Source organism: Oligella sp. HMSC05A10 (genome assembly GCF_001808335.1).
GTDB classification, from domain to species: domain Bacteria; phylum Pseudomonadota; class Gammaproteobacteria; order Burkholderiales; family Burkholderiaceae_B; genus Oligella; species Oligella urethralis.
Genome location: NZ_KV792935.1, coordinates 24696 through 39972, shown reverse-complemented (window position 1 = coordinate 39972; position 15277 = coordinate 24696). Strand labels below are relative to the sequence as shown.

Here is a 15277-nt window from a genome sequence, read left to right as displayed (position 1 = left end):
TCAAAGCCTTGATTAAGGTCTAACGTCTGCGCTCTACCTGAGAGACATCTCTAACCGCACCGCGGTCAGCCGAGGTGGCCAACGCGGCATAGGCACGCAGCGCTTGCGATACATAGCGCTCACGTTGCAGGGGCTTCCAGGCATCCGCACCACGCGCTTCCATACGCTCGCGTCGCGCTGCTAATTCCTCATCACTGATGGCTAAGCGGATGGTGCGATTCGGAATATCGATCTCGATGCGATCGCCTTCTTCTACTAAGCCGATATTGCCACCTTCTGCCGCTTCTGGTGAAGCATGACCAATCACCAAACCAGAGGAACCGCCGGAGAAGCGACCATCCGTCAACAACGCTGCCTTAGCGCCTAAGCCCTTAGACTTAAGGTAGGAGGTGGGATACAGCATCTCCTGCATGCCGGGCCCGCCTTTAGGACCCTCATAACGAATAATCACCACATCGCCCGCTTTGACCTGATCGCCTAAAATGCCCTCAGTTGCCGCATCCTGACTCTCAAAAATTACCGCTTTACCGGTAAAGGTTAAAATACTTTCATCCACGCCGGCCGTTTTAACAATACAACCGTTAGGGGCTAAATTGCCATAGAGGACGGCTAAGCCACCATCCTGCGAATAGGCATGCGCCTTGTCACGAATACAACCAGCGACACGATCGGTATCCGGCTGCTCATGGTAGTTATTTTGACTAAAGGCCTTGACCGTACGTACACCACCGATACCAGCACGGTAGAACTTCGCCGCTTCCTCGCTACAGCTCTCCGACATCACATCCCAGCGCTGTAAGACATCCGCCAGATCCTGGCCTGCCACGTGCTTTGCTGTGGTATCCAACAGACCGGCACGATTTAATTCCGCCAAAATACCAATCACGCCACCGGCACGGTGTACGTCCTGCATATGATATTGCGAGGTTGCTGGTGCCACTTTACAGAGGCAAGGCGTATGACGCGAGATGCGATCAATGTCCTTCATGGTAAAGTCCACTGCTGCCTCTTGCGCTGCCGCTAAAATATGTAAAACCGTATTAGTTGAACCGCCCATGGCCACATCAAGGGTCATGGCATTTTCAAAGGCCGCCTTGGTCGCAATACCACGCGGCAAGGCTGAGCTATCGTCATTTTCATAATAGCGCTTGGTCAATTCCATGATTTTACGACCAGCCTCTAAGAACAGCTCCTTACGTGCTGCATGGGTCGCTACGATCGAGCCATTACCCGGTAGGGCTAGGCCCAAGGCCTCGTTTAAACAGTTCATGGAGTTAGCAGTAAACATACCGGAGCACGAACCACAGGTAGGACAGGCATTTTGCTCAACCAAGGCCGTTTCTTCATCAGACACCTCAGGATCGCCTGCCTTAATCATGGCATCCACTAAGTCAAGCTTAATCACCTGCTCACCACTTGCCGCCGCAGGCATCTCGCCCGCTTCCATCGGACCGCCAGAAACAAAGACGGTAGGGATATTTAAGCGTAAGGCCGCCATCAACATCCCGGGGGTGATTTTGTCGCAATTCGAGATACAAACCATGGCATCAACACAATGCGCATTAATCATATACTCGACTGAATCGGCGATTAGTTCGCGCGATGGTAATGAGTACAACATACCATCATGCCCCATGGCAATCCCGTCATCCACGGCAATGGTATTAAACTCCTTGGCGATACCACCGGCCGCCTCAATCTCACGAGCCACTAATTGACCCATATCCTTTAAGTGGACATGACCCGGCACAAACTCAACAAATGAGTTAACCACAGCAATAATCGGTTTGCCGAAGTCCTTGTCCTGAATACCGGTGGCGCGCCATAGTGCACGCGCACCCGCCATATTACGCCCATGGGTGGAGGTTTTAGAACGATAAGCAGGCATGGCTATCTCCTTAGTAATAAATTAATTGTCTCGCTCAATGGCAAAGCGAGCCAATTGAAGGAGTGACTGTTTAAAAATAGAATCGGGGAAATCGGCAATCGCCTCTTCGGCTAACCTAGCCTCACGCTCTGCCAAGGCACGGGTGTATTGCAAAGCATCCGTCGACTGAATGGCAGCGGCTACCTCGGCAAAATTCGCATCACCCGTCTCAATGGCATCGCGAATCAGTTTAACTTGCGCCGCATCACCTACTTCCATCACACGAATTAGGGGCAAGGTTGGCTTACCCTCACGTAAATCATCACCGACGTTTTTGCCAAGCGCCTCGGCATCACCGGAATAATCCAGCACATCATCAATCAACTGGAAGGCGGTACCCATATGGCGACCATACGCAGCAGCCGCCTCTCTTAGCTCATCGGACACATCGCAAATAATCGCACCAATCTCGGCTGAAGCCTCAAACAGCTTGGCTGTTTTGTAGCGCACCACCTGCATATAACGCTCAACTGACACATCCGGATCATGAACATTGAGCAGCTGCAGCACCTCGCCCTCAGCAATCACTGTGGTAGCTTGAGAAAGCACTCGCAAAATCTCCATGCGGTCCACCGACACCATCATCTCAAAAGAGCGTGAGTATAAATAATCACCCACTAGCACACTGGCGGCATTACCAAAGACGGCATTTGCCGTCTCCCGACCGCGACGTAGATCGGACTCATCTACCACATCATCGTGTAATAAGGTTGAAGTATGAATAAACTCCACCGTTGCTGCCAATAAATGATGATCCTGAAACTCCTGCTCTCGCGGCTGATAGCCCAGTGCATTGGCAATCATCAGCACCAAGGCCGGGCGCAGTCGCTTGCCACCGGAACCGATAATATACTCACCAACGGTGCGAATCATCACGACTTCTGAATTCAAATAGGAACGTATAACGAAGTCAACTGCTGCCATATCCTGCGAGATAGGACTTAAAATCTGCGTAGCGCTCAAGACTCTTCCTGATAATTTAAAATTAAATTAAAAACTTTATTGAATGATAAACAAGTATGGGCCGCCCCTATGCTTTTTATGGCAATTCGGCTACGCTGCCTACCCCTCAATAAACTCTTTGAAATTAAAATCATTCTATTATAGGGGAAATTTTGCCATTTTAAAAATTAGCGGTGCTAATCTTGTAGCCATCCATTCAGATTATCATTGTATAGCCCAAGATTTTATATTTTATGACGAAGCACAAAAAACTTAAGAAAGCACTCAATGAGCCACACCACGCTCACACCAATGAGCACACGCCCAGTTTGCCAGAATTGATGCGAACAGCGCATCAGGTGTTATTACAATTGCAAGCGTGGTTGCCGCCCACCCCACCAGCGACCGATTGGAATGCGATTGCTTATCGTTGGCGGCGCAAGGGAAATACGGCCTGGTTAGCACCTATTTATAAGATCGACACCATTGAACCGGTTGATTTATTGCATGTTGAGCGTCAAAAGGAAATTTTAGAACGCAATACCCGTATGTTTGTACAAGGCAAACCAGCGAATAATGTCTTAATGACTGGCACTCGCGGCACGGGTAAAAGCTCCTTAGTGCGCGCCATGCTGAGCCAATTTGCCGATGCGGGCTTACGCTTAATCGAAATTGATAAGGATGATTTAGCTGATCTCAGTGAAATAGCCGATCTGGTACGTGAGCGCAGCGAGCGCTTTGTTATTTTCTGCGATGACTTGTCCTTTGAACAGGGTGAATCGGGCTACAAGGCTTTAAAGTCTATTTTAGACGGCTCCATTGCCGATAGTGCCGACAATTTACTGATTTACGCCACCTCCAATCGACGTCATTTGATGCCTGAATATCACACGGAAAATCTAGAGCACAGTAGCGGACCACAGGGTGAGATTCATCCGGGCGAAGCAGTGGAGGAGAAAATCTCACTCTCCGAGCGCTTTGGTATCTGGCTATCATTCTATCCATTTAGCCAAGACCAATACTTAGCCATTGTTAGATACTGGCTACAACAAATGGGCTGCCCACAGGAGCACATCGAAACAAGCCGCACCGAGGCCTTACAATGGACGCTTGAGCGTGGCTCACGTTCCGGTCGGGTGGCACGGCATTTTGCCCGTGATTGGACCGCTCGACACCTAAAAGACTAGTCGATGATATTCACTTATTCTTGCGGGAGCGCCTATGTCTGCAACCAAACCCTTTCTGAATGTCGCTGTCGGTGTATTAATTAATGCCGCCGGTGAGGTGTTATTAGCTCAACGACCTAGGGATAAGTCCTGGCCCGACTGGTGGGAATTTCCAGGCGGCAAAATCGAAACCGGGGAAACGGCACTCGCAGCCCTTGGGCGCGAACTGAAGGAGGAGCTGGGTATTCAAATCACCACAGCAAGCCCATGGGTATGCTATGACTATGAATATCCTAAAACCCGCGTCCGCTTAGCCTTTTTCCTTGTCACTGCCTGGGACGGTGAGCCTAAAGGCATTGAGGGTCAACAGGGTGTACGCTGGTTTAAAGCCGAGGATGCGGCCACCTTGGATAAGCTACTCCCCGCCTCAATTGCACCCTTGCGCTGGTTAAGTGAGCTTTCTGCCTTATATGCGATTAGCCCCGCTTGGCATCCGGAGAGTGATCCCGAGGAGCTAAACCAATACGTGGCACAGGCAATTCAACGAGGCGTGCGCTTATTTCAGTTCCGTCAGCCCCAATGGCCAACGGGGACTGCTTGCCCTAAGCTAAAGCGACTATTTGAGCATATGCTGGCACTTTGTCATGCTCAAGGGGCCAAATTACTCATTAATAGCGTGCACCCCAAGGCCTGGTGGGCAGCGGCAGATGGCGTACAACTACGCGCCGCTGATGCCATCCTGCTTGAAGAGCGTCCCCTGGCAGAGAGCAAACTACTCGGAGTCTCCTGCCATCATCTCGGCGATATCCTAAATGCACGGCGATTGGCGGCGGATTTTATGCTCCTAGGGCATGTACTAGCTAGTAGCAGTCATCCAAATGAGGCCGCCATGGGGTGGCACAAATTTGCCGAACTGGCCGCCCAAGCCTCCCGTCCCGTCTATGCCATTGGGGGATTGCGTCCTACTGATCTGGAAGTTGCCCAAGCGCATCATGCCCATGGGATTGCAGCAATTAGTGCCTTTAAACTATCGCAATAACAGCCAGTTTAGCCATTTACCCTAAAAAGAAGACGCTGCAGAGAAAATCAAGCCGCCGATAGTCATCATTGTCCTTTTACTTAGACAAAGCAACGTCCTCAGCGTATAATATGCAGATAAAATACATAATATAATAATTGTCTTAGGAGTCTACTATGCTGCAAATTCATGCCCCGGGACCCAAGCCTTCGGCACCGCACCCTATCCTGAATATGGGATTCAGGATCTTTTTTGCGAGTGGTGCCCTCTTTGCGATCATCACCATGTTCCTGTGGATATTTGTTTTTACCGGGAAACTAAGCTTAGCTGCTCAGATATTTCATCCCTTTTATTGGCATGCGCATGAGATGTTTTATGGTTATACCATGGCCATTGTGGCAGGTTTTTTACTGACCGCAGTACAAACATGGACCGGTGTCACCATGCCCTATGGCTATCGCTTACTCGGCATCTTTGCGCCGTGGGCTGTGGCACGTTGTTTATGGGCAGTAGTCGCTTTTAATCCCGGCCAAGCCATCAGTTATAGCATGATGGTGATTGCTTTTATAGCGGATATGAGCTTTATGATTTTAATGTGCTATACCGTTGTGCGGGCAGTACTTAAAGTAAAGCAAAAGCGCCAAGCCGGTATTGTAGCCAAGATTCTGCTGCTCACGCTCAGCAACGCACTTTGTTATCTTGCAATCTTCAATGGCAATATTGAATTAATGCGCATTGGTATTTACTTAGGTTTTTACCTCCTGATTGCCCTCGTACTCACCGTTGGTCGTCGGGTCACGCCCTTTTTTATTCAGAAGGGTTTAAGCTACGACAATCCGACGATTGAACTGAGTATCCGCAATTCCAAAACGCTAGATAGCTTGAGTTTAGTGTTTTTCCTGGCCTTTATGGTGTTTGATATCTTTTTCCCTAACCCCATCTTGGTCAGCGTCAGCGCAATCGCTACAGCGGTAGTGAATCTTATCCGTTTAAGGGGTTGGTATCACCCTGCCATTTGGACCAAACCCTTGCTCTGGTCACTTTTTCTGGGCTTCATTGGTATGTGTATTGGCTTAGTACTCTATGCCTTGCACTACTTATTTCATCTTGGCACGCATAGTATTGCAGTGCATGGTCTGGCCCTTTCCGGTATCGGCATGATCACCATCGCCATGATTTCTCGCGTTTCTTTAGGGCATACGGGGCGCAATATTCATCAACCACCCAAAACCGTACCGTGGCTTTTCATGTTGATGGTAATCGCTTTTCTCGCACGCGTTATCTTGCCGCTCTTTAGTATGGATCACTATATAATGTGGATTATGATTGCTCAGACCGCTTGGATTATTAGCTTTGCCTTATTCTGTGTGAGTTATATTCCAATACTTTGCAAAAATCGTGTTGACGGTCTTTTTGGGTAATCTACATCATTTTAAATAAAGAAAAGCTGAGACGATGCGCTTAACTACCTATAGTGATTACGCTTTACGCTGTCTGATCTTCTTGGCTATCCAAGAAGATCAAGAGAAATTGCTGAATATTAAAAATATTGCCGAGGAATTTGAGATCTCGCAAAACCACTTAACAAAAATTATCCACCAATTAGCGACCATTGGCTACATTGAAAGTGTCCGTGGTCGTAACGGCGGCATTCGCTTAGCTAAATCACCCGCCAGTATTAATTTAGCTGAGGTGATTAAGCAGACCGAGGTGGACTTTAACCTGGTCGAATGCTTTGCCCCCTTGGATAAGGAGTTATTCTTTAGGCCACAGCGCCAGGGGCAAGCGCTAGCAACAACTGAGCTAACGGCGAGCCACTGCAAGATTTCACCACGCTGTCAACTGAAACGCATCTTTTTTGAGGCTACGCAAAGCTTTTTAAATGTGCTTAATCAATATACCTTGGCAGATGTGATTAGTAATAAAGCTGAGCTTAGGGGTCTACTCGCCAGCTAAGCCGCCTGGGCGACCAATCAAGCCAGCGTAGACAAGCGTATTACGCCTCAATGCGTTCAGCGCCAACGCATCGTCTTTAGCACCCCTAAAAAAGAAAAGGGACTGATGGCTTCAATCGCTTTACATCAGTCCCTGTAACGCTTAGCTTAAGCCGCTTTTCTGGTCTTTAGCCAATACCACATAATCGCGATAATAATCACGACACCCAGTACACCCATCAGCGGATACACGGAACCCACTAATCTACCAAAGCCGAACTGACTTAAAACCACCCCAACCACAGTACTTAGCACTGCGATCACACGGAATTTACTGCTATTAGGAGCAGCCCAGCGTGAGGCGAAAGCAAAGAACATGCCCACCGCCGTACTGTAAATCATCGCAAACAGCGCAGCCACGGTAATATAGCCTAACAGCGGGTGCATTTGAGAAGAGAGTAAGAGGGTCGGCACTTCAATCGCGTGCAATTTATCAATATTAAGATACAGCGCAATATTGAGGAATACGATTAAAACACCTAGGCCTAAACCACCTATTATACCCCCTTGACCAGCAGCACTTTCTGATTTGGTCATACCGCCAATCACGGCTAACATAGGGAAACCCACGCCCACGTTAAAAGCGGCATAGAGCACGCCACTCATAAACCAACTAGGCACCTCCCAACCGAGTAAGTTAATCACACTAAATTGCTCGGCATGCAGGTCTTGCGCTGATACATCAAAGGTACCATTAAAAACAGCATACGCCATCACCGATAAAATCACCAGTAACAAAAAGGGAATCACTGCACTGATTAAATAAATGATACTTTTCAGGTTCAGACATAAGGTTAATACAACCACGACTGCCATCACAATTGAGCCCGTCAACCTATCCCAACCGAACTGCTGCGCAAAGGTGGAACCTGCCCCTGCCAACATAATCACGCCAACGCCAAAGAGGAAAAATATCAATAAATAATCCACTAAGGCACCGCCGGTACTACCGAATAAACGAGCCAACACCTGATTATGTGATTTAGCCTGCATTCTGGAACTGATCTGAGCAATTTGCATACCGACAAAGGCAAATAAAAAGGCCGCTACCAATGAACCACCTATACCCCAAGCCCCATAGCCGGTAAAGAACTCAATCACCTCACGACCCGAGGCAAAACCACCACCAATGACGACCGACATATACGCCATCGCAATTAAAAACTTCTGTTTCATATGGATCTCCTATCTATCTCCTATCCACGTATGGATTTTTTGTGCAACCTAAGCTAACCCCTTGTGCTCACACAAGGGGTTTCATAAACAATATAAAAAAACTTAATAACGCGAAATATCTAAGCCCTGAATACTGATTTCTGGCGTTTTATTAGCCAGTAAATGCGCTGATAACTGGGCCGAACCGCAGGCCATGGTCCAACCTAAGGTACCGTGACCGGCATTAATAAAGAGATTAGGATACTTCGTTTTACCAATGATCGGTGTGCAGTCAGGGGTTTTGGGTCTTAAACCTGTCCAGAACGAGACGTCACCACTTAAGTCACCGCCTTCAGGATAGAGATCCTGGCAAATCATTCTTAAGGTGGCTTCACGCTTCGGATTGAGGCTGTAATCAAAACCACGTAATTCAGCCATACCACCGATACGGATGCGATCATCAAAGCGGGTGACCGCAACTTTATAGGTTTCATCCAATACCGTAGATACCGGCGCCATTTCAGGATTGGTGATAGGTACGGTGATTGAGTAGCCCTTCATCGGGTAGATCGGCGCATTTAAACCTAATGGCTTAATAAACTGTGGTGTAAAAGAACCTAAGCAAACCACATAGTGATCTGCCGTTTCCTTTTTGCCATTAATAATCACGCCCTTGATGGCACCACGTTCTAATTCAAAACGCTCTAATTTTTGCTCAAAGCGAAATTCGACGCCGAGCTCCTTGGCTTTTTCTGCTAATTTCGTGGTAAATTTCAAGCAATCACCCGTTTGGTCACCGGGCAGTCGTAAACCGCCGGCAATCTTGTGTGAGACCTTGGCCAAGGCAGGCTCCACCCGTGCCACACCCTGCGTATCCAGGAGCTCATAGGCGACGCCCATTTCCCGTAGCACTTCAATATCCTTGGCTGCCGCATCGACCTGCTTTTGCGTACGGAACAGCTGCAAGGTGCCTAGTTGGCGCTCATCAAAGTGAATATCAATTTCTTGACGTAGCTTATCCATCACGTCACGACTATATTCTGAAATCCGTACTAAGCGCTCCTTATTAATCGCATAATCCTTGGCATTACAATGCATCAGCATTTGCCACATAAAGCGATACTGACTCATATCCAAGGTCGGCTTAATGGCTAAGGGCGCATGCTCTTCCATCAGCCACTTAAGGGCTTTTAAAGGAACCCCAGGGGCGGCCCAAGGGGTTGAGTAACCCGGCGAGATTTGTCCCGCATTTGCATAGCTGGCCTCGTGAGCCACCTGTGATAAGCGCTCAATAACGGTTACTTTAAAACCCTCACGAGCTAAATAATACGCGGTGGTGGTACCAATAACACCAGCACCTAACACTATCACATGCATTGATTGACTCCTAATGTCTTTTTCTGCCGCTACCGGCAAAGCTGTATAAACGACGTTACGCTGACCGTGTGCCTAAGCCATCAGCAAGTACTTGCAGTACGCAAAACCTTGCTAAAGACACGCACACCAAAGCCCACGATCAACAAATCGTTGTGCGAAAGCTGATGCGAGTTTCAAGTAACGGTCTGTAACTAGCAAAGTATAATGCTCGCGCGCATGCTTGGCAAGGCACGTATCCTATGGCGTTGCAGCACACCCAGCAGGCTGCGATTAAACCCTGTGGACGTGCTTTTATTCACGCTCAGTAAGGTACGCTGCCCCATCTAAAAGACCATCCAGATCATCAGGATTATCCACCTTCATTTTGAAAATCCAATGACCATATGCGTCATCATTGATTAAATTTGGCTCAGCATCTAAGGCCTCGTTAAACTCAATAATTTCACCCGCCACCGGCGCATAAATATCTGAGGCGGCTTTAACCGATTCTACTACCGCAGCGACTTCCTTAGCCGCGAGCTTTTTACCCACTTCCACTTCACCAACAAAGACGATATCACCTAATTGCTCTTGTGCATGGTCGGTGATGCCTACAATATAAGCATCACCCTCTGCCTTAATCCACTCATGCGTTGGCAGGTACTTACGATCATTAGGTAAAGACATAATTTCTCCTTAACAACGTAGCGTCCAAGGCTTAGTCCATGGACGCTTAACATTCAAACAATCTAACAAGGGATTTTAAAGCAATTCGGCCGCTTCGTGGCATTCCTTTTCAAGGACTGCACATCAAATCAACACAGCCATTGATTAGCTGCCACGCCCTTGCTGATATTTAAAATAATTAACAGAAAATAAGCGCTAAAGCCATAGCAAAGACAGATTTTGATCACAAATAAATACATTTAAATTATGACAATTCATAATTTTCTGTTATCGTAACTAAGCAATTCATACATTTAATAAAAATGTAACGATCAACGCTTACACTTTTAGCGTGTATTTTGGGGTTCTGCCCTAATCACTGAGGATCAAGGAGTGATTTAATGGATAACGGTTTCTACGCAACATTGGTTGAGGGCTCAACCGCAAAGGCAGGTATTACGGTCATCGAAGATAATCGTATTCGTGGTGGTGATGATGAGTTTTTATACTCAGGTACTATTACTACCGAGACTGCTGGTGGCAATGTCGTTGCCAGTCTTCGCTTCCGCTCGTATAGCGCCAGCGATGAAAGTGATTTTTTCGGCTTTACCGAAAGGGATTTTGAGCTCTCTCTAAGTGGTGAAAAAACGGAAGAGGGCTTTAGAGTCACAGGCTACAGTCCCAGTGGTCGCGAGATGGTGATCTTAGGTAAGCGCCTCTCGGCCATTGACTTTAGCGATTAATCTACAGCGAGACCACCACTAGCGCCGCGCTAAGCATGGGCAAGGCCACTTACCATTGACAGAGTGGCCGCCATGGCATCGGCACAGACCACAGCGCTGGACCATGCCCACTGGAAGTTATAGCCACCTAGCCAACCGGTGATATCAACCACCTCGCCGATAAAGTAGAGCCCCGCTACCGCCTTGGCCTCCATCGTTTTTTGGTTTAAGGCCTCGGTGGAGACACCGCCACGCATCGCCTCGGCTTTTTTATAGCCTGCCGTAGCACTTGGCTTAAGCGACCAGTTTTCTATCGCATAGGCGAGTTCACGCAGGCGCTTATCAGCCACTTCCGCCAGCCGTATATCCGTTTTAAAGCCTAGCTGCTGTGGCCATAATTGAGCCAAGCGTTTAGGCCAAATCGTACTTAACAGCGTCAATAACTGTTGTTTGCTACGACGCTTTTCCTCTAATAGCCAATCCTCGTTATTACTTTGATGGTTTAAATTTAAATAAATCGGTGACTGCCCATCCCAGTAAGAAGAAATTTGCAAGACCCCCGGACCTGATAAACCGCGATGGGTAAAGAGCACGTCCTCCACAAAGCGCTGCGCTTTTTTGCCCTGCCCATTCGCAATCAGCACCTCCAATGAGATGCCTGAAAGCTCAGAAAACCTTTGCCATTGCTCTGCCTGAAATAGCAAAGGCACTAAGGCAGGTCGCGGTTCCACGACTTTGAGACCGAATTGACGTGCCAAGCTTAAGCCAAAGTCAGTCGCCCCCAGCAGCGGGATCGCCATGCCACCCGTGGCCACCACCAATTTTTCTGCGCTTAACACGCCCGCCGTGGTTTGCAGCCTATACATCGGCGCCGCCCCAGCTGACGCCATACGCTCCACGCCCTCAACCGCACAAGGCATACGCCAACGGACACCGGCCACATCACATTCATTTTTCAATAAATCAATAATGTCTTGCGCCGAATGATCACAAAACAGCTGACCCTTATGCTTCTCATGCCAAGGGATTTGATAGCGTTCCAACAAGGCCAGAAAATCACTCGGCCGATAGTAAGTTAAGGCATAGCGTGCAAAGCGTGGGTTTTGCGAGACATAATTTTCCCAGCTGGCGCCGAGATTAGTAAAGTTACAACGACCACCCCCAGAAATGCGGATTTTTTCACCTAACTTTTGTGCATGGTCGAGTAACTGCACCGATAATCCAGCTGCCGCAGCACGAGCCGCACACATCATGCCTGCCGCCCCTGCGCCGATAATAATCACATCACTATGCGTGTTGGACGCTACCTTTGACCTACTCATGCCTAGGCCGATCACTTATCCACTAAGCAATCAACGTAGTAACGAACGCTGCCATCCTCACCTTGCTCCATGCTTAAACCGTGCACAATGGTCTCAAAGCCCGGGAAAGATGCATTAAACTCGCAGGCAAACTGCAAGTACTCCACAATGGTGCGATTAAAACGTTCACCCGGAATCAACAAGGGAATACCCGGCGGGTACGGTGTTAATAATACCGCCGTAATACGTCCCTCAAGCGCATCAATATCTACCCGTTCAATTTCACGGCGCGTCATCTTATTAAAGGCATCGGCTGGACGTAGTGCAGCCTCCATCTCACTTAAGTAGACCTCGGTCGTAATACGTGCCAGATCATGACGGCGGTACGCTTCATGCGCTAGTTGACATAAATCACCCAAACCCATTTTTTCATAGCGTGGATACTGCTTAACAAAATCAGGCATACAACGCCATAAAGGCTGATTACGATCATAATCATCCTTAAACTGCTGCAAGGCAGTCACTAAGGTATTCCAACGACCCTTGGTAATACCGATGGTAAACATAATAAAGAAACTATATAAACCCGTTTTCTCTACCACAATACCATGCTCTGCCAAATACTTACTGACCAGTCCTGCTGGGATCCCCCGTTCACCGAACTCACCGGAAATCTCCAGGCCTGGGGTAATAATGGTCGCCTTAATCGGATCCAGCATGGTAAAGCCCTCACTGATATTGGCAAAACCGTGCCATTCATCATCCGGCTCCAGCAACCAATCCTCCTGCTCCCCAATATCATCATGCACTAAGCGTGGCGGCCCCCACACCTTAAACCACCATTCGTCCTTACCATAATCGGAAGCGACCTTGCGCATGGCGCGACGGAAGTCCATGGATTCGCGAATGCTTTCCTCGACCAAGGCCGTGCCACCCGGCGGCTCCATCATTTGCGCCGCCACATCACAAGAGGCGATGATGGCGTATTGCGGTGAGGTGGAGGTATGCATTAAAAAGGCTTCGTTAAAAATATTACGATCTAATTGACGCGTTTCGGATTCTTGCACCACAATCTGTGAGGCTTGCGACAAACCGGCTAAGAGTTTATGCGTGGAATGGGTTGCAAAAATTAAGGGCTCCTGTGGCCGCGGGCGGTTCTCACCGATAGCATGCATATTTTCATAAAAGTCGTGGAAAGATGCGTGCGGCAACCATGCCTCATCAAAGTGCAGATTATCAATGGTGCTGCCAAGCTTTTCCTTAATCATTTCGACGTTGTACAAAATACCGTCATAAGTGCCCTGTGTCAGCGTCAAAATCCGTGGCTTTTTATTTAAGGCCTCACGCGCAAAAGGGTTAGCTGCGATCTTGGCTGCAATACTGGCTGGCTCAAACTCAGATAATGGAATTGGACCGATAATGCCCAGATGGTTACGTGTTGGACGTAAAAACACGGGAATCGCCCCGGTCATGGTAATGGCGTGCAAAATCGATTTATGACAGTTACGATCCACCACCACAATATCGCCCTCGGCCACCGTACCGTGCCAAACGATTTTATTAGAGGTTGAGGTACCGTTGGTCACAAAGTAGCAGTGATCGGCTTTAAAAATACGCGCTGCATTACGCTCTGACTCGGCGACAGGACCAGTGTGATCTAATAACTGACCTAACTCTTCCACCGCATTACAGACATCGGCGCGCAGCATATTTTCACCAAAGAACTGGTGAAACATTTGCCCCACCGGGCTTTTTAAAAAGGCCACCCCACCCGAATGTCCTGGGCAATGCCAAGAATAAGAACCGTCCTGCGCATAATTCACCAGGGCGCGGAAAAATGGTGGCGCTAGGGTGTCTAAGTACTTTTTAGCCTCATGAATAATATGTCGCGCCACGAACTCCGGTGTATCCTCAAACATATGAATAAAACCGTGCAACTCACGCAAAATATCATTTGGCAAATGCTCACTGGTACGCGTTTCCCCATGCAAATAAATCGGAATTTCATCGTTGCGGAAGCGTAACTCGGCAATAAATCCGCGCAACTGACGAATCGCACTGGCCACCTCTTCAGGTGAATCCGAATCGAACTCCTCATCATCAATCGATAAAATAAAGGCACTGGCGCGACTTTGTTGCTGCACAAAAGAGGTTAAATCACCGTAGCTGGTCACCGGTAACACCTCCATTCCTGCTTCCTCAATCGCATCCGCCAAAGCACGGATACCAAAACCAGACGCACTGTCAGAACGAAAGTCCTCGTCAATAATTACAATAGGAAAACGGAACTTCATGTATAACCCCTATGGTCAAAGCTTAATTCCAAAAAAAGAAACCATAGCACAGCAAATGCTTAGGTGCTATGGCTTAACGACTACCTAGCCAATGGCTCGCATGCCTGCATTTAGGTTTTAGGCAGGGTCACACCTGTCTGACCCTGATACTTACCAGCACGATCCCGATACGAGACCTCGCACACCTCATCCCCTTCAAAGAAAAGCATTTGGGCGCAGCCCTCACCCGCATAAATTTTGGCAGGTAAAGGGGTGGTATTAGAAAATTCCAAGGTCACATGCCCCTCCCACTCTGGCTCTAAAGGCGTGACATTGACAATAATCCCACAACGGGCATAAGTACTCTTACCCAAGCAAACGGTAAGTACATTACGCGGGATACGAAAATACTCTACCGTACGCGCTAAAGCAAAGGAATTGGGTGGAATAATGCACACATCCCCCTCAAAATCCACAAAAGACTTTTCATCAAAGGCCTTAGGATCAACGATAGTGGAATTGATATTGGTGAAAATTTTAAATTCACGCGCACAGCGTACATCATAGCCGTAACTACTGGTACCGTAACTGACAATTTTCTCGCCATTTATCTGACGCACCTGACCCGGCTCGTAAGGCTCAATCATGCCCTGCGCAGCCGCTTCGCGAATCCAACGATCATTTTTAATACTCATGCTACCCTGCTCAACTTAATACCTTAAGAATGTATAGCTCATTAGTTTACTATGCTCTGTCG

At 48.1% G+C, this 15277-nt stretch carries 13 protein-coding genes; 5 read left to right on the top strand and 8 right to left on the bottom strand.

Features of this window, described 5'->3' with window-relative positions:
* Positions 1-19: 19 nt before the first annotated feature.
* A complete protein-coding gene (gene ilvD / locus HMPREF3144_RS07700; protein WP_070477283.1) occupies positions 20-1888 on the bottom strand; it encodes a dihydroxy-acid dehydratase in 1869 nt (622 codons plus the stop codon).
* Between the two features lie 21 nt (positions 1889-1909).
* Positions 1910-2890 (bottom strand): polyprenyl synthetase family protein, encoded by a 981-nt coding sequence (locus HMPREF3144_RS07695; protein WP_018025570.1) that lies wholly within the window; start codon positions 2888-2890, stop codon positions 1910-1912.
* A 320-nt stretch (positions 2891-3210) separates the two neighbouring features.
* Here HMPREF3144_RS07695 and HMPREF3144_RS07690 point away from each other — a divergent pair, with 320 nt between their 5' ends.
* The 4 genes from HMPREF3144_RS07690 (at position 3211) to HMPREF3144_RS07675 (ending at position 7009) form a co-directional block, all read left to right on the top strand.
* Positions 3211-4056 carry an ATP-binding protein gene (locus tag HMPREF3144_RS07690; protein WP_040613950.1) on the top strand — a complete coding sequence of 282 codons (846 nt, stop codon included), beginning with the start codon at positions 3211-3213 and terminating at the stop codon, positions 4054-4056.
* A gap of 34 nt (positions 4057-4090) precedes the next feature.
* A complete protein-coding gene (locus HMPREF3144_RS07685; RefSeq protein WP_018025568.1) occupies positions 4091-5074 on the top strand; it encodes a Nudix family hydrolase in 984 nt (327 codons plus the stop codon).
* Between the two features lie 155 nt (positions 5075-5229).
* The gene (locus HMPREF3144_RS07680; RefSeq protein ID WP_070477281.1) at positions 5230-6474 is read left to right on the top strand and encodes an NnrS family protein; all 1245 of its coding nucleotides are present in this window, start codon (positions 5230-5232) and stop codon (positions 6472-6474) included.
* A 34-nt stretch (positions 6475-6508) separates the two neighbouring features.
* Entirely contained in the window at positions 6509-7009 is a 501-nt protein-coding gene (locus HMPREF3144_RS07675; protein ID WP_018025566.1) for an RrF2 family transcriptional regulator, read from the top strand.
* A gap of 146 nt (positions 7010-7155) precedes the next feature.
* Here HMPREF3144_RS07675 and HMPREF3144_RS07670 read toward each other — a convergent pair whose 3' ends face one another.
* The 3 genes from HMPREF3144_RS07670 to gcvH all read right to left on the bottom strand — a co-directional run bounded on the left by HMPREF3144_RS07670 (position 7156) and on the right by gcvH (position 10245).
* Entirely contained in the window at positions 7156-8223 is a 1068-nt protein-coding gene (locus tag HMPREF3144_RS07670) for a YkvI family membrane protein (RefSeq protein WP_070477279.1), read from the bottom strand.
* Between the two features lie 102 nt (positions 8224-8325).
* Positions 8326-9579 (bottom strand): D-amino acid dehydrogenase, encoded by a 1254-nt coding sequence (locus HMPREF3144_RS07665; RefSeq protein ID WP_018025564.1) that lies wholly within the window; start codon positions 9577-9579, stop codon positions 8326-8328.
* A gap of 291 nt (positions 9580-9870) precedes the next feature.
* Complete coding sequence (gene gcvH, locus HMPREF3144_RS07660) at positions 9871-10245, bottom strand: glycine cleavage system protein GcvH (protein WP_018025563.1); 375 nt, start codon at positions 10243-10245, stop codon at positions 9871-9873.
* A 380-nt stretch (positions 10246-10625) separates the two neighbouring features.
* Between gcvH and HMPREF3144_RS07655 the strand changes: the two genes are divergently transcribed.
* Positions 10626-10967 (top strand): GrlR family regulatory protein, encoded by a 342-nt coding sequence (locus HMPREF3144_RS07655; protein WP_018025561.1) that lies wholly within the window; start codon positions 10626-10628, stop codon positions 10965-10967.
* A 29-nt stretch (positions 10968-10996) separates the two neighbouring features.
* On the opposite strand, the gene HMPREF3144_RS07650 is transcribed toward HMPREF3144_RS07655, so the two are convergent.
* The 3 genes from HMPREF3144_RS07650 to dcd form a co-directional block, all read right to left on the bottom strand.
* A complete protein-coding gene (locus HMPREF3144_RS07650) occupies positions 10997-12268 on the bottom strand; it encodes a BaiN/RdsA family NAD(P)/FAD-dependent oxidoreductase (RefSeq protein WP_051052485.1) in 1272 nt (423 codons plus the stop codon).
* An 11-nt stretch (positions 12269-12279) separates the two neighbouring features.
* The gene (locus HMPREF3144_RS07645; protein ID WP_036558138.1) at positions 12280-14541 is read right to left on the bottom strand and encodes an arginine/lysine/ornithine decarboxylase; all 2262 of its coding nucleotides are present in this window, start codon (positions 14539-14541) and stop codon (positions 12280-12282) included.
* Between the two features lie 110 nt (positions 14542-14651).
* Positions 14652-15215 carry a dCTP deaminase gene (gene dcd, locus HMPREF3144_RS07640; RefSeq protein ID WP_018025557.1) on the bottom strand — a complete coding sequence of 188 codons (564 nt, stop codon included), beginning with the start codon at positions 15213-15215 and terminating at the stop codon, positions 14652-14654.
* Positions 15216-15277 lie beyond the last annotated feature (62 nt).